Annotated in this window: 16 protein-coding genes; 2 read left to right on the top strand and 14 right to left on the bottom strand. The window is 61.5% G+C overall.

Annotation, left to right across the window (positions count from 1 at the left end; all coding sequences use genetic code 11):
• Position 1: 1 nt before the first annotated feature.
• The 9 genes from folP to Q1A32_RS19110 form a co-directional block, all read right to left on the bottom strand.
• Positions 2-979: a dihydropteroate synthase gene (gene folP / locus Q1A32_RS19150; RefSeq protein WP_299656850.1), complete on the bottom strand. Its 978-nt coding sequence runs from the start codon at positions 977-979 to the stop codon at positions 2-4.
• A complete protein-coding gene (locus Q1A32_RS19145) occupies positions 979-1,908 on the bottom strand; it encodes a dihydroneopterin aldolase (RefSeq protein WP_299656847.1) in 930 nt (309 codons plus the stop codon). The genes folP and Q1A32_RS19145 overlap by 1 nt, the downstream gene beginning before the upstream one ends.
• Before the next feature lie 94 nt (positions 1,909-2,002).
• Entirely contained in the window at positions 2,003-2,644 is a 642-nt protein-coding gene (locus Q1A32_RS19140; protein WP_299656845.1) for a cell wall hydrolase, read from the bottom strand.
• A 154-nt stretch (positions 2,645-2,798) separates the two neighbouring features.
• Entirely contained in the window at positions 2,799-5,363 is a 2,565-nt protein-coding gene (locus tag Q1A32_RS19135; protein ID WP_299656842.1) for a putative PEP-binding protein, read from the bottom strand.
• A 391-nt stretch (positions 5,364-5,754) separates the two neighbouring features.
• On the bottom strand, positions 5,755-7,956 hold the full coding sequence (gene glyS / locus Q1A32_RS19130; RefSeq protein WP_299656839.1) for a glycine--tRNA ligase subunit beta: 2,202 nt from the start codon (positions 7,954-7,956) through the stop codon (positions 5,755-5,757).
• 91 nt (positions 7,957-8,047) lie between these two features.
• Entirely contained in the window at positions 8,048-8,872 is an 825-nt protein-coding gene (locus Q1A32_RS19125) for a DUF1206 domain-containing protein (RefSeq protein WP_299656836.1), read from the bottom strand.
• Positions 8,873-8,929: 57 nt separating this feature from the next.
• A complete protein-coding gene (locus Q1A32_RS19120; RefSeq protein WP_299656833.1) occupies positions 8,930-9,448 on the bottom strand; it encodes a DUF6446 family protein in 519 nt (172 codons plus the stop codon).
• Positions 9,445-9,807, bottom strand: coding sequence for a glyoxalase superfamily protein (locus Q1A32_RS19115; protein ID WP_299656830.1), 363 nt, complete (start codon positions 9,805-9,807; stop codon positions 9,445-9,447). The genes Q1A32_RS19120 and Q1A32_RS19115 overlap by 4 nt, the downstream gene beginning before the upstream one ends.
• Positions 9,804-10,745 (bottom strand): glycine--tRNA ligase subunit alpha, encoded by a 942-nt coding sequence (locus tag Q1A32_RS19110; protein ID WP_299656827.1) that lies wholly within the window; start codon positions 10,743-10,745, stop codon positions 9,804-9,806. The genes Q1A32_RS19115 and Q1A32_RS19110 overlap by 4 nt, the downstream gene beginning before the upstream one ends.
• Before the next feature lie 176 nt (positions 10,746-10,921).
• Here Q1A32_RS19110 and Q1A32_RS19105 point away from each other — a divergent pair, with 176 nt between their 5' ends.
• Positions 10,922-12,652, top strand: coding sequence for a serine protease (locus tag Q1A32_RS19105; RefSeq protein ID WP_299656824.1), 1,731 nt, complete (start codon positions 10,922-10,924; stop codon positions 12,650-12,652).
• Positions 12,653-12,775: 123 nt separating this feature from the next.
• Positions 12,776-13,048 (top strand): hypothetical protein, encoded by a 273-nt coding sequence (locus Q1A32_RS19100; RefSeq protein ID WP_299613867.1) that lies wholly within the window; start codon positions 12,776-12,778, stop codon positions 13,046-13,048.
• 85 nt (positions 13,049-13,133) lie between these two features.
• On the opposite strand, the gene Q1A32_RS19095 is transcribed toward Q1A32_RS19100, so the two are convergent.
• From Q1A32_RS19095 to metZ, 5 genes are all read right to left on the bottom strand, one after another.
• Positions 13,134-14,720, bottom strand: coding sequence for a 5-guanidino-2-oxopentanoate decarboxylase (locus tag Q1A32_RS19095; RefSeq protein WP_299656821.1), 1,587 nt, complete (start codon positions 14,718-14,720; stop codon positions 13,134-13,136).
• A complete protein-coding gene (locus Q1A32_RS19090) occupies positions 14,720-16,168 on the bottom strand; it encodes a TrkH family potassium uptake protein (protein WP_299613864.1) in 1,449 nt (482 codons plus the stop codon). Before Q1A32_RS19090 ends, Q1A32_RS19095 begins: the two co-directional genes overlap by 1 nt.
• A gap of 98 nt (positions 16,169-16,266) precedes the next feature.
• The gene (locus Q1A32_RS19085) at positions 16,267-16,494 is read right to left on the bottom strand and encodes a hypothetical protein (protein ID WP_299656818.1); all 228 of its coding nucleotides are present in this window, start codon (positions 16,492-16,494) and stop codon (positions 16,267-16,269) included.
• A 140-nt stretch (positions 16,495-16,634) separates the two neighbouring features.
• Positions 16,635-17,738, bottom strand: coding sequence for a GTP cyclohydrolase FolE2 (gene folE2, locus Q1A32_RS19080; protein ID WP_299656815.1), 1,104 nt, complete (start codon positions 17,736-17,738; stop codon positions 16,635-16,637).
• A gap of 152 nt (positions 17,739-17,890) precedes the next feature.
• Entirely contained in the window at positions 17,891-19,078 is a 1,188-nt protein-coding gene (gene metZ, locus Q1A32_RS19075) for an O-succinylhomoserine sulfhydrylase (protein ID WP_299656812.1), read from the bottom strand.
• Positions 19,079-19,094 lie beyond the last annotated feature (16 nt).

The raw sequence follows: 19,094 nt of genomic DNA, 5'->3' as shown, positions 1-19,094 counted from the left end.
GTCAGCGATGTGCCACAGAGGCCCGCCACAGCGCAATGGCCTGCGCATGATCGGCAACGTCATGCGCACGGACGATCTGAACACCTTGGGCAATGGCGGCAAGGGCAACTGCAACCGATCCGGGCGCGCGCGCTGACGCCTCAGGCGCATTGCCAAGAGTACCAATGAAACGCTTGCGCGACGCGCCCAGCAAGATGGACACACCAAGGCTGTGAAACAGGCTGATACGGTTCAGAAGGGAAAGGTTGTGCGCTCGCGTCTTGCCAAAGCCGATTCCGGGGTCGGCAATGATGTTATGCTTTTCAAAGCCAAGGGCCTGCAACGTCTGGATCCGCTTTGCCAAGAAGTCATACACATCAAGAAGTACATCGTCATAGGTCGGGTTGTTCTGCATGGTTTGCGGATCACCTTGCGCATGCATGACACACACCGGCACGCCTCGATCCGCACATAAGCGGGCGAGATCAGGATCATAGGTGAACCCGGAGACATCATTGACGATGCTGGCACCAGCATCCAGCGCCGCCTCAGCAACCGCAGCTTTGCGTGTATCGATGGAGATTGGCGTTGTCACACCTGCTGCGCGCAACGCTTGGATCACAGGGGCCGTGCGCGCGATTTCCTCCTCCACAGGAACCACATGCGCACCGGGGCGCGTGCTTTCGCCGCCGATGTCGAGGATGTCCGCGCCCTGTTCGATCAACGCCTGTCCATGTGCCACCGCGTCATTTTGGGCGTTGTGCTGGCCGCCGTCTGAAAAACTGTCAGGCGTTGTGTTCAGAATACCCATGATCTGTGGCGCAGGCCAAGCTCGCGCAAACGGCGCGCGTTCCTCATGCGTGAGGTCGGCGGCGGCAATGAAGTGCGGCGTATCGGTCCGTGACAGCTCCTCGGCATGCGTGAACCAACAACCGCCACAAATGATGGCATCCGCAGGGCGTGCCGGTCCAACCTGCATCAGGGGCCGGATGTAGCGCATCAGAGCTTGGCCTGATCCACGGGGATCGCGCGCAGGGCAACCGGCGCGTCGGTGGGGCCGTCATCCCCAATGACCAGCATTTCGCGCACCTCGAAAGTTGCCGCGAACCACGAGGCAAGTGCCACCGCATCTGCCCCCTTGGCTGACGGACCGTCGACGGCATCCAACACGATCTTGGACGGAGCCCAGACACAGGCCTGACCATTACGCATTGCCCAATCAAGCTCGGTCCGCGTGTCCACCACCTTGCAGCGCGCATCACGGGCAGCCAGCACCCATGCGTTTTGTTCGATGGCCAACAAGTCGATGCGGCGTTGCGCCAACGGGTGACTGGCCTCGGGGGCATCGATGTTCGCAGGCCCCACGCAAAAGATCAGCGGGCGACCCATCGCCTCAAGCTGATCAATCCAACCGCTCAGGTTGTCCGACGCGATGGCATCATTGGACAGATACACCAGCTCGGGATGCATCACGTCCTCTTCCATGTCCTCTGCGGCAACGGGCCGGGTCGTGCCACGGCTGCGCACGATCTCGACGCCAAGCGCGCCGGGGCCGCGGTCCAGCTTTTCGATGCGGACAAAGACGCGCATGGCCTGCGGTTCAATCAGGATACGGTCGGCAACGCGCTCGGACAGCGTTTCCAGAAGGTTCAGACGTTCGGCGGCCAATTCGTAGGTGATGGCTTCCGTCACTTTGTCATACGACAGGATGCGGTCCACGTCATCGTCGATGGGCCCGGTCAGCGGGCGCACCTCGACCACGATGTTAAAGCAGATGCGTTGGGTGACACCGCGTTCCGCCTGAAAGGCGCCGATCTCGACCTCGACGATATGGTCGCGGACCGAGATGCGGTCGAGCGGAGCGGAGGTTGCTGTCGCTTCGGACCGTTCGGACGGGTGGGAAAACGCAAGACGGATTTCAGACGCCATGGGACTTTGGCCTTTGCAGAAGAACTCGCGCCCTTCTACCCAAGCTGTCCCCGCGGGGACAGGGGCAAAGACGCCGCCCCTGTGTCTGAAAACGTCAGTTCGACGCGGTGCGGAAGGTATGCCGATAAAAGACGTGCACGCCGATGGCGGCAGTCTTTGTGTACACGCGGCTCCAGCGTGGGCGCACGGCGGTGGTGTGATAGTGCGTCGCCCCCTTGGTCAGATCGGGCGCGCGCCCGTCCAGCACCGTACGGGCCACTTTGCTCACCCGATCAAATGCGCGAGGTTCGTGGATCGTTTCCGGATTGCCGTCGCAAGTATAGGTGAATTGACACTGGTACTTCCGGCCTGTGCCCTGATTGATAACGCCACACACGTTGTCGGGAAAACGCGCACTGCGCACCCGGTTCATGATGACCTCAGCCACGGCGAACTGACCTTTTACGGTCTCGCCACGCGCCTCGAAATACAGCGCTTCGCTCAGGCACTTCCAATGGGCGCCCCCCTTGGCCTTGGGTTGCGAGTCGAGCCAACTGCGCGAGAAAGAGACATTGGTCTTGGCACTGGGTTCGGACAGCAGCGAGTCCAGTCGAGCCTGAGAGACCCCACGCAGACCGCGCGTTTCGGCCTTGCGCAACGCATCACCCGTGACCGCCTGATCGCCCGGATCGGCGGCTACACTTTGTGCCCCCGTCAGCATGCAGAACGCCAACAGCGCTTTTACCAAATGTCGCATAGATCACCCCAGTATCGTTTCCGATCAGCGGCATTTAGGGAAAATTAGTCACTTCGTCCAGTTTTTGGGCGATTTGGTCGCACATGGCCGCTATGCACAGGCGAGATACGGCTTGTGCAGACCCCTTAGATACGGTGGCGTCCGGACCACAAAACTACTCGATCTTGTGGCCGATAGCCAGTTGAGCGGAAGCCAGCCGAGCCACCGGAACCCGGAACGGAGAGCACGAAACGTAGTCAAAACCGGCGTTGCGACAGAACGCAATTGATTCGGGGTTGCCCCCGTGTTCGCCACACAAAGACAAGACCACGTCGGGTTGCGTGGCCCGTCCGCGTTCCGACCCCAGCTGCAGCAATTCGCCCACACCGTCGATATCGAGCGAGTGGAACGGGTCTTCGACGAACACTTCTTGCCGGACATAATCCGACATGAACCGGCCCGCATCGTCGCGCGACAGCCCATAGGTCATCTGAGTCAGGTCATTGGTCCCGAAGGACAGAAAGCTGCAATGCTGCGCGATGTCCCCTGCCCGCAACGCGGCGCGCGGTGTCTCGACCATAACGCCTAGGCGGTAGGTGAAGTCCGCCGCTGTTTCCGACGTGACGGCTGCGGCCACCGCATCCACGCGGCTGCGCACCAACTCTACTTCACGCTTGGCGCTGACGAGCGGGATCATGATCTCGGGCACAACTGGATCGCCGTCCCGGCTTGCCTGGACCGTGGCTTCGAAAATCGCACGGGCCTGCATTTCGTAGATCTCGGGCATGGTCACACCCAGACGCACACCGCGCAGGCCCAGCATGGGGTTGTATTCCACCATCGCCTCGATCCGCCGGGTCACGTCGGACAAAGGCAGATCGAGCGCGTCGGCCAATTCGCGTTGGCCGTTGCGGTCGGTGGGCAGGAATTCGTGCAAGGGCGGATCAAACAGGCGGATGCAGACCGGCTTGCCCTGCATGATACTGAAGAGCTGCATGAAATCGGCGCGCTGCATGGGCAACAACCGTTCAAGCACGGCGCGGCGGTCGTCACTGGTGGCCGCAAAGATCATCTCGCGCATCACCGTGAGGCGGCCGGGTTCGAAGAACATGTGCTCGGTACGGCACAGGCCGATGCCCTGGGCGTTGAAGTTGCGGGCGGTTTGCGCGTCTGCCGGCGTGTCTGCGTTGGCGCGGATGTCGATGTCGCGTTCGCCGTCGGCCCATTCCATAAGGTCAGTGAAGGCGTCATCAAGGGCTGCTTCCTGCATCGCAGGTGCTCCCAGAAGGATGGTGCCGTTGGTGCCATCGACCGTGACCACCTCGCCAGCGGTGACGACACGGCCATCTTGAGTGGCGAGTTGTCCTTTCCGCGTCTGGAAGCGCAGGTCGCTGACACCCACCACGCACGGCAGGCCAATGCCGCGCCCAATCACCGCGGCGTGGCTGGTGATGCCACCCCGCTCCGTGATGACGGCCTTGGCCGCATGCATACCGCGGATGTCCTCGGGCGAGGTTTCACGGCGCACGAGGATGCAGTCCTCGTGCCGTGCCGCACTTGCCTGCGCTTCGTTGGCGGAGAACACGAGCCGTCCGGTGGCGGCACCTGGACTGGCGGCGATGCCTGTGCCGAGGATGTCCCGCTTGGCGTGCCGGTCCACCTGTCGGTGCAGCAATTCATTGAGGGTGCGCGGTTCGACCCGCATCAGTGCCTCTTGCCGCGGGATGATCCCGTCGCGGGCCAATTGCACGGCAATCCGCACAGTTGCGCGAGACGAGCGTGCAACGCGGACGCCATCAAGGATGTGCAAGTGCCCGTTTTCAATGGTGAATTCGACCTGCATCTCTTCGCGCAGCTTGGCGCGCATGAGGTGAGCGTGATCCACCAGTTGGGCGAAGGCATCCGGCACCAGTTCTTCCAGCGACGGGCCGCGCGGATCGCGGGTGATATAGAGGCTTTTGGCATCACTGCGCAGGGCATCGCGGCCTTGGCTTTGGCGCAAGTAGCGGCCTGTGATTTGTGGCATGCCGGTTTTGGACGATACCAGTTGCAGGACGCCCGACCCGCTTTCGCCTTGGCCCACGCCAAAGGCCATTTGCTGCACAATGAGCCCAAGACCTGCGTCCAAAGGCGCGCCCTTGGCCTGTCGCAGCAGGCGGGCGGATGTGCCTTCCCATGCGCGGGCCATGGATTTCAGAACCCCAGCAAGCTGTTCGCCGCGCGTGGCCGGGAAGGGAAATTCTGTTTCGGTTTCATAGGCTTCAAGGGTTTCCTGCAACCCTTCCGGGCCTTCGCCAGTGACATCGTCGAACATGTCAGGATCCAGCCGGTCGACATGGATGGCGTAGCTTTGGACGAACCGGGTATACAGGGCCGCGGCGGCATCTGTCCCGAGCGTGGCGCAAAGCGCCTCGTACCGTGTGTCGTTCATACCGATGTTGAGGATGGCGGACGGGCCACCCCAATCCGGATCCTCGGATGAGGGACGCACGCACAGAAGCACTTCCTTTGGAAACTGGTCGAGAATCGCTGGAATATCAGGGAGATGGCCCTTGGCGATGTCGTGCACTGCGTCAAAGGACAGCGCCACCGTCGGCGGCACAGGCAGCTCCAGACGGGCCAGTCGCTGCAGGCATTTCGCCCGCCCACCATGGGTTTCGGTGGTGATGGGGGCGGTGGGCGTCACCAGCGTGGTTTTTGGATTATTCTGCACTGCGGCGTTCCTTTCGTCGGGCACCATAGACGCTAAGCATGGTGTGACAAGAGGGTGACGCGTCGCAGCGTGAGGTCACGCAAAACAGGGTGTCACCATGGGTACACCCCCCGTGCACCCCCTGTACACCGGGCGCGGGCGCAGAAAGACCGAATTGCGCAACGGGTTTGAGATGTTGAAAGGGGGGCCAGCCCCCCTGCCCCCCCGAAGTTTATCTGGCAAGATGAAAGGGATGTGTCGGAGTTCTGTCTGCCGGCATTCCGCCGGCGTCATTGGCGGGACATCGAAGCGGTTTTCCGGGGCTCCGCCCGTTCGCAAGCGAAACCCTCCACTGGAGGGTTTCCGGGGAGCTTGCCGTGCCGGGGCTCCGCCCGTTCGCAAGCGAAACCCTCCACTGGAGGGTTTCCGGGGAGCTTGCTCACCCCTCCAGCTTGGTGAGGTCGGCGACGGACAGGCACAGCGTGCGGATGCGGCTGAGCAGGTTGAGGCGGTTGCGGCGCACCGTTTGGTTGTCGGCATTGATTTGAACCGCTTCAAAAAACGCATCGATTGGGGTGCGCAGGGTGGCCATGGCGTGCATGGCCGATGCGAAGTCCTGCGCTTCCATGGCGGGGGCAATTTTGGCCTCGGCTGCGTCCAGTGCTTCGAAGAGGGCGGTTTCCTGCGGTTCCTCGGCAAATTTGACGTCAGCGCCGTAGGAGTATTCGACGCCATCAGCTTCTTCGGCCTGCGTGAGGATGTTGTTGGCGCGTTTGAAGCCCTGGATCAGGTTTTCGCCGTCGTCTGTTTTGAGCGTTCCGGAGAGGGCTTTGGCGCGTTTGACGAGCAGGGTGAGGTCGTCGTTGCCTTCCATCGCGATACAGGCGTCGATGATGTCGTGGCGGATGCCTTGATCGCGGAGGTAGACTTTGAGGCGGTCGTGGAAGAAGGCGAGGAGGTCGAGGGACGCTTCATCTACGTTAAACATAGCCGCACCTGCTGCTCTCACGGCTTCGTCCATTTCCTCAGAATCTCGATCACGCGCGTCAGCATGCTCTCTTCGCAACCGCGACGCTTCCGCTTTTATCCGATCTTTAGCCTCACTTGCTCCAAATTTTTTTCCGTGCTCAAAAACAGTATCGGAAATCTTGAGCGTCAGATCATTCTCCAACACCAGTCGGATTGTGCCTAAAGCCGCGCGGCGCAGCGCAAACGGGTCCTTCGAGCCGGTCGGCTTCTCATCAATCACCCAGAACCCGGTCAGCGTATCCAGCTTGTCCGCCAGCGCCACGGCAACCGACATCGGCGACGTCGGCACGTCATCCGACGGACCCAGCGGTGAGTAGTGCTCCTCGCACGCCTCGGGCAAGCCATCGTCGTGACCTGCGGCTTGGGCGTAGTATTTGCCCATGTTCCCCTGCAGTTCGGGGAATTCATAGACCATTTCAGAGGCAAGGTCGGCTTTGACGATGCGGGCGGCCTCGGCGGCGAGGTCCGGTTTCGCGCCGACCACTGGGGCGAGTTCGCGGGCGAGGGCTTCGATCCGAGCGACGCGTTCGGCTTGAGACCCGAGTTTGTTGTGGAAGGTGACGTCGGCCAAAGGCTTGGCCATGCCCTCAAGGCCCACATCACGCACGGTGCGCAAGTCATTCTCCCAGAAGAACTTTGCGTCCGCCAGCCGTGCGCTCAGCACCTTTTCGTTGCCTGCGAGGATCGTGGCCCCGTTGTCTGCCGTTTCGCGGTTGGCGACAGTGATGAAGCGTTCGATGCGGCCTGTCTTGGGGTTCTTCACGGAGAAGAACTTCTGGTGCTCTTTCATCGAGGTTTGCAGCACCTCGGGTGGCAGGTCGAGAAAGTCGTCACCGATCTTGCCCATCAGGACCACGGGCCATTCGACGAGGCCCGCGACTTCCGAGAGCAATCCCTTGTCCTCGACCACTTCCAAACCGCTGGCGAAGGCCGCGTTGGTGGCGTCGTGCCAGATTGCTTCGGCCCGTTCGGAGGCGTCCAACACCACGTGGGCGCGCTTGAGCTTGGTGCCATAATCCTCGAACGAGGTTACAGAAAACCGGCCCGGGGCCATGAAACGGTGGCCTTCGGTCGTGTCGCCAAAGGTAATGCCATCGACCTCGCCCGGTACAACTTGCGCGCCTGCCTCATCCGTCAGGATGCAGAGGATGGAGTGCAGCGGGCGCACCCATTTCAAGCTGCCTGCCCCCCAGCGCATGGATTTGGGCCATGGGAAGGTGCGGATGATGTGTGTCAGTACTTCGGCAATGATCTCGGCCGCCGGGCGACCCGGTTTTTCGATCACGGCAAAGAGGATGTTGCCCTTTGGGGTTTCGCGGGTTTCGACCTGATCGCGGGTGAGGCCCGCGCCACGCAGGAACCCCTCGATCGCCTTTTCGGGGGCGTCGGCCTTGGGGCCTTTGCGTTCTTCGCGGGTGGTGGGGCTTTGATCCAGCAGCCCTTCGACCGTCAGCGTCAGGCGGCGCGGTGTGGTGAACGCAGCGGCAGAGGCATAGGTCAGCCCCGCGTCGACCAGACCATTTGTGACCAGCTTTTGCAGGTCTTCGCCTGCGCGTTTCTGCATCCGGGCGGGGATTTCTTCGGAGAAGAGTTCGATCAGGAGGTCTGGCACAGTCGTCACCTTTGATTGCTCGCCGCAGGGGCGAGGCGCAGTTCGCGGCAGGGATAGCCGCGTGTGCGCCAAGGGTCCAGACCGTGCCCGGTCAGGCGGTCGCTTTTTCTGCGAGTGTTTTCACGTCTTGGCCGGTGACGCGTGGTACGACGCGATAGGCGGCTTCGACAAAGTTGTAGATGGCAAAGGAGATGAGACCGAGGCCCGCGCCTGCCAGTACGAAGCGGCCCCACGCCACGCCGCGCAGGGTGTCGAGCGCCTGACCGATGCCACCAGCTTGATCCGGGCTCGCGTTCAGTGCTGCAAATCCGAGCGAGACGCCCACCAGCACGATGATCGCCCCATGCACCACCAGCCCGAAGGTGAGGACGGGATCGACCTTGCGCGTGAATGTTGCCGTGCGCAGGTGCTCTTTGTAGTCCCCGGTCAGCCCTTTCTTTGCGTAATACGCGCCTGCCCCGATAAAGAGTATCGCCGCAAGACCGACAAGCGCACGGCCCATGGGCATCTGCATGACCTGTGCGGTCCAATCCTCGGCCCCGCCGCCGCTGCCGCCGCCCAGAGCAAGGCCCGCGACCGACAGCCCGATGGCACCGTGGATCAGCCCCGTGGTGGCTTGCCCTGTCCGCGCGAATGCGCCCTTGGCGTCGGTTCCGTGGTCTTCGGGGTCCAGGGTGGCAGCCGTCAGCCGCCAGATCATGTAGGCCCAGAGCCCGATCGCAATGGCCCAGAGCGCCGTCAGCCCCATTGGTTCGTTTTGCAGCGTGGCCAGTGCCCCCGACGTGCCTTGCGCCTGTCCTTGGCCAAAAGCCGCGAAGACCGCCAAGGTGCCCACGATTACGTAGATCACACCGCGCGCGCCGTAGCCCGCCCGCATGATCCATTTCAGTCCTTCGTGGGTCTTGCCATCGGCCATGGGATTGGTCCTTTACAACAGCGGTTGCAGGACCAACCCGTCAACGGGTCGATTGGTTCATTCCGTTTCCGGACGGCGCGGGCATTCTTCGCCCACAATCGTGCCGTCATAGGCTTTTTCGCCGCAATCGTTCAGCTCGTGCCAGATGTAGCCGCGCCCGTCTTCGGTGATGGCGACGATGCGGTCGACGCCGAAGTCGACGTTTTTCTGGCTGAGGAAGGGGAGTGCCGTGCCTGCGTTCAACTCTGCCGCGATGGCGTCTGCGTCGAAGCAGTCGAACCAGCCCGGTGCGTTGCGGGGGGTGGCGACCTCAAGCCCGACATAGGTTTCGGTGAGCAGCGCCAGTGACATATCGGTGGTAAAGCACGCGCGGTAGCGGATGGGTGAGCTGTCGGCGTCGATGGCTTCGAAATTGGCGAAGGGGATCGGTTCGGGTGCGTCCGAGACGACCGAGACAAGCTGGACTTCGGCCACCTCGACCTCTTCGTAGAAGCCGTAGATTTGCAGGTAGTACAGGGCTGCGCCCGCGATGATGCCGCTTAGCACGATGATGATTCCAATGATTTTGCCGCTCATCCCGCGTCCTGTCCGAAACACAGCACATTGCCGTCGGGGTCGGTCACCTCGATCTCGCGCATGCCGTAAAAAGTGACTTCCGGGCCCTTGAAGGGCTGCTTGCAGGTGTCGAGATGCGCGATCATTGCGTCCATGTCCGGCACGTAGAAATAGGCGCGCCAGTTGTCCCATGCCTCGCCCGGGCCATCCCAGCTGTGCAGGAAAATCTGTGCGTCGCCTGCCCGGAAGATGCCGAAGCCCGTGACCGGATCGCCCGCCTCGTTCACCACGGAGTCAAAGCGCAGCACGTCCATGTAGAACGCCTTAGCCCGCTGGTAATCGGACACGCGCAGGACCGGGGTGGCATTGACGTAGCTCACGCCGCGTCCTCGGGTTGCCAGCCGCCAGCGCGGGTTTGCACAAACGCATCGGCGCATTGTCTTGCCAGTGCGCGGACGCGGCCGATATAGGCCTGCCGTTCGGTGACAGAGATCACGCCGCGCGCATCCAGCAGGTTGAAGATGTGGGACGCCTTAATGCACTGATCATAAGCGGGGTGCGCCATGATGATACGTTTGCCGGTCTTGGGGTCGTCGTGTGCTTGGTTCAGGATCTTTTCGCACTCGGCTTCCGCCTCTTCGAAGTGACGCAACAGGACCTCGGTGTTGGCCACATCGAAGTTCCAGCGGGCGTATTCCTCTTCCGTCTGTTTGAAGATGTCGCCGTAGCTGAGCGGGATCGCGGTGTTTGGGTCGTTGAACGGCATGTCCATGACGTGATCGACGCCGAGAATATACATGGCGAGGCGTTCAAGCCCGTAGGTCAATTCACCCGAAACGGGGTGGCAATCATGGCCGCCCACCTGCTGGAAATAGGTGAATTGCGACACTTCCATGCCGTCGCACCACACCTCCCAGCCAAGGCCCCAAGCGCCGAGTGTCGGGCTTTCCCAGTCGTCTTCGACAAAACGGATATCGTGCAGGTCCATGTCGATGCCAATGGCGCGGAGCGAGCCGAGGTAGAGGTCCTGCAGGTCGGGCGGGCTGGGTTTGATTAGCACCTGATACTGGTAGTAGTGCTGGAGCCGGTTGGGGTTCTCGCCATAGCGCCCGTCCGTCGGGCGGCGCGACGGCTGCACATAGGCCGCCGCCCATGGCTGGGTGCCAAGCGACCGCAGCGTGGTGGCCGGGTGGAACGTCCCTGCCCCGACTTCCATGTCGTAGGGCTGCAGAACGGCACAGCCCTTCCCCGCCCAGTAGCTTTGCAGACGCAGTATGATTTCCTGAAAGGATCGTGGCGTGGAAACGGTATCGGACATCGGGGCTGCCATCGTTGGAATTGCGTGCCTTACCTACGGCCCGCCCCCGAAATGGTCAATTGCGCGTGGGATGGCTTTTTTGCGGGTATTCCACCATTTCCTTTGCGGCGGATTCCTGCTTATTCTGCGCCGCAGGATAAGTATGGCACCAAGACCAACCAAGGGGATATGGGCGGATGTGTAAGCGTATTGTGCTGGCGTGGGTTATGCTGGTTGCGACGGTCTGTATGGGCGCCGCGCAAGAGGGGCCGGTTTGGATCCAGATCGAGGCTCAACCCAGCTTGAACGCCGCCACGGAACGCGCCCGCGAATACGCGTCTGACCTGCCCGATGTGAACGGGTTCTCTTTGGGTGGAGGCTGGTATGGCGTTGCCCTTGGTCCCTATGCCCGGTCCGATGCGGAACAGGTGCTTCGTGTCTACCGCTCCGAAGGCGTGATCCCGCGCGACAGTTACATCGCGCTGAGTTCCGCATTTCGTCAGCAGTTCTGGCCCATAGGGGCGAATGTCTTGAACCGCGGTGTGGTCGAGGCTCCGGTCGAGGCAACACCACAGGCCCCGACCCCGGTGGTCGAGGCCCCTGCCCCGGCCGATGAAACCCCTGCACAAGCACAGCGCAGCGAGCGCCAGTTGACCCGTGCCGAACGCGAACAGTTGCAGATCGCCTTGCAATGGGCTGGCACCTATCAGGGCGGCATTGATGGCGCGTTTGGCCGTGGCACACGCAATGCCATGGCGCAGTGGCAGGATGGCAAGGGCTTTGAGACGACAGGTATTCTGACGACGCAACAGCGCGCGGTCCTGCTGAAGGACTATAACGCGGTGCTGGATGGGTTGGGCCTTGAGCTGGTGCGCGATGAGACGGCAGGCATCGAAATCCAGATGCCCACAGGTGTTGTGGCCTTCGAAAAGTACGAATACCCCTTTGCCCATTACACTGCGACCGGAGAGATCGACGCGACCGTTCTTCTGATCAGCCAGGCCGGGGACCAGACCACTCTGTTCGGCCTTTATGACATCATGCAAACGCTCGACATTGTGCCCCTGGACGGGCCGCGTGAACGCAAGAACAGCTCTTTCGTTCTGGTGGGTGAGGATTCCAGCCGCGTGTCCGAGACACGGGTTGCGCTGGAAGATGGGCAGATCAAGGGCTTTACCGTGGTCTGGCCAGCAGGCGACGAAGACCGCCGCACGCGGTTGATGGACGAAATGGAAAAGAGCTTTGTCCGCACATCCAGTGTGATCCCCGAGAGTGCGGGCACGCAAGAGCAGGCGATTGACCTTGTCGCAGGGCTTGAAGTGCGCAAGCCGCGTCTGTCGCGGTCCGGGTTCTTTGTGGACAGCCGGGGCACGGTCCTGACCACCACCGAAGCGGTGAACAGCTGTACCCGTGTCACGCTCGACAGCGAGACGGAGGCCGAGGTTTCGGTGCTGGATGAGGCGCGCGGCGTGGCCGTTCTGAAGCCGACATCGGCACTCGCCCCACTGGCCGTTGCCCGCTTTGCCGATGCACAACCGCGCCTGCAATCCGAGGTGGCCGCTGCCGGGTTCAGCTTTGAAGGGGTGCTGGATGCGCCCTCCATGACCTTCGGAACGCTGAGCGATGTGCGCGGCCTGAACGGCGAGACGGATCTCGCTCGATTGGCGATGAACACGCTGCCCGGTGATGCCGGTGGTCCGGTTCTGGATGCCGGTGGCGGTGTTCTGGGCATGTTGCTGCCTGAGGATCGGACCGGCCGCGCCTTGCCGGACGGTGTACGCTTTGCCCTTGATCGCGAGGTGCTGCAGGAGGTGTTGGCACAGGCCGGCATGGCTGCTGCCGCCACCAACAGCGCGACGCCCATCGATCCCTTTGATTTGTCGTCGGCGGCCACCGGCATGACTGTTCTGGTCAGCTGCTGGGACTGATTGGTTTTCGTTTAAATTCAACACACTTCGAGATGCCCTATTAGCCAAGTGTTAACGGCGAAAGGTGCACGTTAACGACAAGGCGTGGGAGCGCTGAACCCTTGTCAGTGATCGGAGTGAGATATGTTCAAATTCATTATCAAGACCGCTGTTGCGGCAGCATTTGTTGTTGTGCCAGCTGTGGAGGCAACGGCCAGCACCGCCGTGGTCAAACCATCAGCCTCGTATCAGGGCCAGTGGTGGACCCATCCTTTGGGATGCGAATACAGCCGCGCGGGCCGTCCGGGTGAAACGATGTGGTTCCTGATCGTGAACACCCGCAAGAAGGGCTGCCCAGCTTACATTGCAGGCAAGACCTGGGGTGGGGTCTATCGCGCTGAAGGATCGAAGATGTGATCCAAAGGACGCCTTGCGGCGACGCGATTTTTTGGTGATTGGGGCGCTGCCCCAAACCCCGGGATATTTTCAGCCGGAAGAAAGATCAGTCTGGTGTTGAGATGTCTGGCGTGAGGTAGATCAAGGTTGGGCCGTCTGCGTTGAATGCCGCGCGGACGGCTTCCTGCATTTCTGTCAGTGATTTGGGCGCGGCGGCATAGGCCCCAAAAGCTTCGGCCAATTTGCAGAAGTCGGGGTTGTGGGCGATGACCGCATTTGGGGCGATCTGGGCGCGGATCATGCTGTCTTCGATCTCGCCCAGCTTGCCGTTGTCCCACAGGATGATCGGGATCGGCAGGCTCAGTTCGACCGCCACGCCCAGTTCCTGCATCGTGTAATGGAAGCCGTAGTCGCCGATGATGGCCATCGTGGGTTTGCCCTTGCGTGCAACGGCACCGCCGATGGCGGCCGGGGTGGCGTAGCCCAGCGTGCCGAAGCCGGTGGGGTGGTGCCAGTGGCCAGGGCCGTCCATGTCCCAGACTTCCTTGGCCGTATAGGCGAGTTGGGTCATGTCGGAATAGATCATGGTGTCGGTTGGAACGGCGTCGCGCAGGGAGTCGCAGACCGGGATAAGGCCGGGGCGTTCCGCGTCAACTTCGGCACGCCAATAAGCGCGTTGCGCGGCTATATCCTTCGCATTCCACCGAGTCTTTGGCGTATGCCCTTCGAGCATGTCCACAAGACTGGTGAGCACATCATCAGCGCGCGCCTGAATGCAGATATCGGCTCGCTGATTGTCGCTGAGCACAACTGGATCGATATCTATCCGAATGAGTGTTCCGTTGTGGCCCAAGTCTTTCCGCCATAGGTCCACCTCGGCCAATTCCGTGCCAATGGCGATGACCACATCCGCCTGAGCGAGGACCTCGGCGCTGCTGGGTCTGGCAAGAGATGCTCCGAAATTCAGCGAGTGTCCCACCATCAGACCGCGCGCAGCAAAGGTCGTGAATGTGGCCGCACCGGCAGCTTCCGCGACAGCAGGTGCAAGGCCCGTCTGGACCCCACCACCGAAGACAAACAGGGGCGATTGCGCGTCCTGAAGATGCGCCATGACGACTTCGGCTGCTGCGTCGCCCTTGGTGCGATATGGCTCTGTCTCAGCTTCCGAAGCATATTCAGGGGCGGTGGCCTGCAGCACTCCGATCGGAACCTGAATGTGCTTCGGGCGTGGACGCTTTGCTTCGAACTCCATCAATGCCCGATCAATGAGCGCATAGGCGGCCTCCGCCGTCCGCGCTTCCTCCGACCAGTCGCACACGGTCTCGGCCGCCGCACGCTGGTCCTTCATCTGGTGCAGTTGCCCCTTGGTCGCCGCCGTCTCATCAAGGCAACTCGAAATCACCAGCATCGGCACCGAATCCGAATAGGCCTGTCCCATCGGTGTCATGATGTTGCACAGCCCCGGCCCGGTGATCACATAGGCCACACCCGGTTTGCCTGTTGCCCGCGCATAGCCATCGGCCATGAAGCCCGCGCCTTGTTCATGCCGGGCCAAGACATGGGTGATCCCCGCCTCTTCGATGCCGCGGTACATTTCCTGATTGTGCACGCCCGGAATGCCAAAGATCACGTCGACCCCACGGTCCTTGAGCATGTGCGAGATTTGCGCACCAAGGGGGCGTGTTTGAGACATCAGGCTCTCCAGAACTGGATGGTGAAGATCACGTAGACGGCCATCAACTCCAGCCGTCCGATCAACATGGCGGCTGCCAGCAGCCATTTGGCGGTGTCGTTGAGGCCCGCAAAGTTGCCCGTTGGTCCGATTTCGGACCCAAAGCCCGGGCCAATATTCGCGAGTGCCGTGGCCGCGCCCGACAGCGCCGTCACGAAGTCGAGGCCGGTCATCGCAAGCGCCACCGACAGCACACCCAACGTCACCACGAAGAACATGAAAAAGGACATGACAGAATTCAGCACGTCCTCGCCCACTGGTCGGCCCGCATACCGCGGTGTGAAGATGCCGTGCGGGCTGCGGGTTTTCTGCAACTGCGCCTTGATCGACGCAAAGAGCAATTGGTAGCGGAACACCTTGATCGAACAGGCAGTTGAGCCGGCGCACCCTCCGATGAGACCGGTAAAGAACAGCACGGCCACGGCAAAGCTGCCCCATTGGCCGTAATCGGCGTTGGCATAGCCTGTGCCCGTCATCAGCGACACGGAGTTGAACAAGGCGGTGCGCATGACCTCTTCGCTCAGGACGGTTTCCTGCCGTACGTTCCAGCCCGCAATCACAAGTACGATGGTAAACGCGGTGATCAGGAAGACGTGTATCTGTCGGTCGTAAATCAGCGGCTGGGCTGTCCCCGCGCTCAGTTGAACGAAGCGCACAAACGGCAGCGCCGCAAGGATCATGAACAGGGTCGCCACATAGGACGGAGCCGCCCCGTAAGCCGCAAAGGACGCATCATAATTCGCGAACCCGCCCGTGGCGATTGTCGTCATCGCGTGCACCGTGGCGTCGAACGCGCCCATACCTGCCAAAATGTAAGACAGCGCGCAAATCAATGTGAGGGCCACGTAGATCACCGAGATGCGGCTTGCGATCTCGGTCGCGCGGGGCAAGATTTTGCCAAAGGTATCAAAGGCTTCGGTGCGGAAGATCTGCATACCGCCCACGCGCAATTCGGGCAGGAACACCATCGCCACAACGATGATGCCGATGCCGCCCAGCCATTGCAGGATGCCCCGCCAAAGCAAGAGCCCCTTCGGCAACGCATCGAGGCCCGACAGAACGGTGGACCCCGTGGTTGTGAGCCCGGACATCGCCTCGAAAAACGCGTCGACAAAGCGGGCTTCCGTGGCGCCGATCACAAAGGGCAATGCGCCAAAGATCGGGAGCGCCAGCCAGACGCCCGTTGTCAGAAGAAACGTCTGCTGGATTGTCAGCCCTTCCTTGACGCCGTTCTGGCAGCTGAGGGCGATCATCCCGCCTGTCAGAACCGTGATCAGGGCGCATTCCGCAAAGACCGGCCAATGGCCCCGCCCCTCCGCCAGATCGACCAGCATGGGCAGGATCATGGCCAGACCAAGCACGGCCACGAGAAGGCCAATCACATATCCAACAGGGCGCAGGTCGATCATCGCGCTCAGCGTTGGCGGGCCGCGCGGGCGGTGTCAAGCAAGTGGCACCACGCCGCGAGGTCAACACGCAAACGGCCCCATACGGGGCCGGCGTCAATTCACAGGTGCATCAGGTCCCGGAACACGTAGGCTGCGATGTCTTCGCGGCGCAGGTTCATGGCGGCCAGCTCTGCGTCGGACTTCGCTTGCAGGGCCTCGATCCGGCGGAACCGGCTTTCGGCGGCCGCCGACATTGCTGCGGAATGACCCAAGGCGGCAAAGAACGCGGTGACGCGATCCAGAATGGTGCTCAGCATGGATGTATTGGGGTGGGAAACGTAAGCCATTGGACTACCTCGTAATTCTAGTGTCCTCCCGTTGACATGTAGTTAAGTGCTGAGGCGCGGAACTACCAATGCCGATACTGCATGGCCGGTTTGCAGTTACATCCAGTGTAAGGCGGGGGTGTCCTCCGCCCGGCCCAAGATCAGCCTGTGTGAAACAGCGTCTGGAACATGCGGGGGTCGATGCTGTCCGTGGCAAAGGTGTCACCTTCGGTCAGGACTGACACAGCGTCGTGGCTGTGGAGGCTTTCCTGATGGCTGGCCACCACGCGGAAATCACCGATACGCACGTCCGCCAGCAGTTGTTCACTGAACAGGCGCGCCGCATCCTCGACAAAGATCGGGTTAGCCGCGTTCAATTCAGCAAAGGCCTGTTCGTCCTCGCGTTTCACCATCACTTGCGTTTCGGTTGGCACGGCGCTGCGGCAGGCGTCAATCAGGTCCTCAAACCACAGCGTGTCCGCGTCATCCTCAAGCGCCACGGACACCCGCGCGACCGAGCGTTGCGAATGCGGTGTCGCCAATTGTCCACGGGTGGCACGCGCATGCTCGCTCAGTTCCAGCGAACAGGGGCAGGTCGAGGAATAGACATAGTCCAGATGCACGATGCGCTTGCGCACACCCGCCTGTTCGACCAGTTCCAGCGCGATGTCGTAGTATTGGTAGCCCGACAGCCCCGAGCGCAGGCTGTCCACGCGCACGGGCATGGAGAACCGCATTTGAATGCGGGCGTCGAAGCTTTCCAGATCGGACATGTAATCGTCGAGTGCGGCCTCAATCACGCCAAAGGAGAACGTCCGTTCGGCATGCTTGTAGAAGGACCGCATAATGCGGGACATGTTGATGCCCTTCTTGTCCGCCTCAAGGCTGACGGTGCCGGTCACGGATGTTTCCAGCGTCAGGGGGGCACCATCGCGGCTTTCAATCCGCAAGGGCAGACGGAAGTTCGAGATGCCCACATGCTGGATGCGCGTTTTTGCCCCACGGATCAGGCTGGAGGGCCCGTTCTGCAGGTCCGGCAGCGTGTCCTTGTATCCGGCATCCACGGTGAACCCTTCCGGGTAGTCGCGGGAAAAGGCCGGGTACTCGACCCCATCGCTGCCCGGCACAAGCCGCGCGACCGATGGGTCAAGTTCGATGATGTCTGTTGTCGTGGCGTTTGTGGCCCAGCGGCGGAGAAGGTCCAGCGCTGCTTCGGCTTCGTCACGTTCGGGTATTGCGGTGATGTCGGGCGTATGAATGTTCATAAAGTAGCCCCCCTTTCTATCTGCGTGTCCAAGGTAGGTAAGCCACCCCGCACACATTTCCAATATTGCTAACAGTTACGTGTGACCCTGCAACATGGATGATAAATAGATCGGGAAACGGGCGCCTTTCGGCAGCCCGCCAAAATCTTGCATTATTGTGCTTTTTTCAGCGCTTGCAGGATGTCATCCACCAGATCGTCGCCATGCTCGATCCCCACCGACATGCGCACGAGGCCCGGTGTGATCCCAAGGATATCCTTCTGCTCCTGCGGCAAACGCTGGTGCGTCGTTGTGGCCGGATGCGTCAGGATCGACTTGGCATCCCCCAGATTGTTCGAGATCACCGGGATCGTCAGCGCATTGAGGAACTTGAACGCCGCCTCTTGCCCGCCTTTGAGGTCAAGCGACAACACCGTGCCCCCGTTGCCGCCCATCTGGCGCGTGATCAGATCGTGCTGCGCGTGGCTGGTGTGTCCGGGATAGATCACCCGTGCCAACGCGTCGTGCCCCTGCAACGCCTGTGCCAGCTGAAGGGCCGAGGCCGCCTGCGCCCGGACCCGCAATTCCAGTGTTTCCAAGCCCTTCAGCATCACCCACGCCGTGAAGGGCGACATGGAGCCGCCTGTGTGCTTCATGTAGGGCTCAACCGTTTTGCGAATGAACGCTTCGGTGCCCATGATCACACCGCCCAGCGTGCGCCCCTGCCCGTCCACATGTTTGGTCGTGGAATAGATGACAACGTCAGCCCCTTCCGCGATGGCATTGGAAAAGACCGGCGTGGCAAAGACATTGTCCACAAGCACGGTCGCCCCCACCGCATGGGCCAGTTTGGAAACGCCCGCAATGTCCACCACTTCCAACGTCGGGTTCGAGATGCTTTCAAAGAAAACCGCCTTCGTGCCCGGTGTGATCGCTCGCTCCCATGCTGCCAGATCGGTGCCGTCGACAAATTCGACCTCGACCCCGTAGCGGGTCAGCACCTCTTCCAGAACATACAGGCACGAGCCGAACAGCGCGCGGGCCGACACAACCCGGTCGCCCGCCTTCAGCATCGCCGTCAAAGCGCCCGACACCGCCGCCATGCCGGATGCGGTGGCAAACGCATCCTCGGCCCCTTCCAGCATCGCCATGCGTTCTTCGAACATCCGCACCGTGGGGTTGCCATAGCGGGCATAGATGAACTCATCCTCGCCCGCCTTCTCGAACCGCTGGGCGGCGGCCTCGGCGCTGTCATAGACAAAGCCTTGGGTCAGAAAGATGGCTTCGCTGACTTCACCATATTGGCTGCGGCGCACACCTCCATGGACGGCACGGGTGCGGGCATTCCACTTCTCGGACATTTTCAAACTCCATCGC

Origin of the sequence: uncultured Tateyamaria sp., assembly GCF_947503415.1 — a bacterium.
In the GTDB taxonomy this organism is placed as follows: Bacteria; Pseudomonadota; Alphaproteobacteria; order Rhodobacterales; family Rhodobacteraceae; genus Tateyamaria.
Note: the sequence above shows the minus strand (reverse complement) of the source record. Positions and strands in the feature narration are given on the sequence as shown.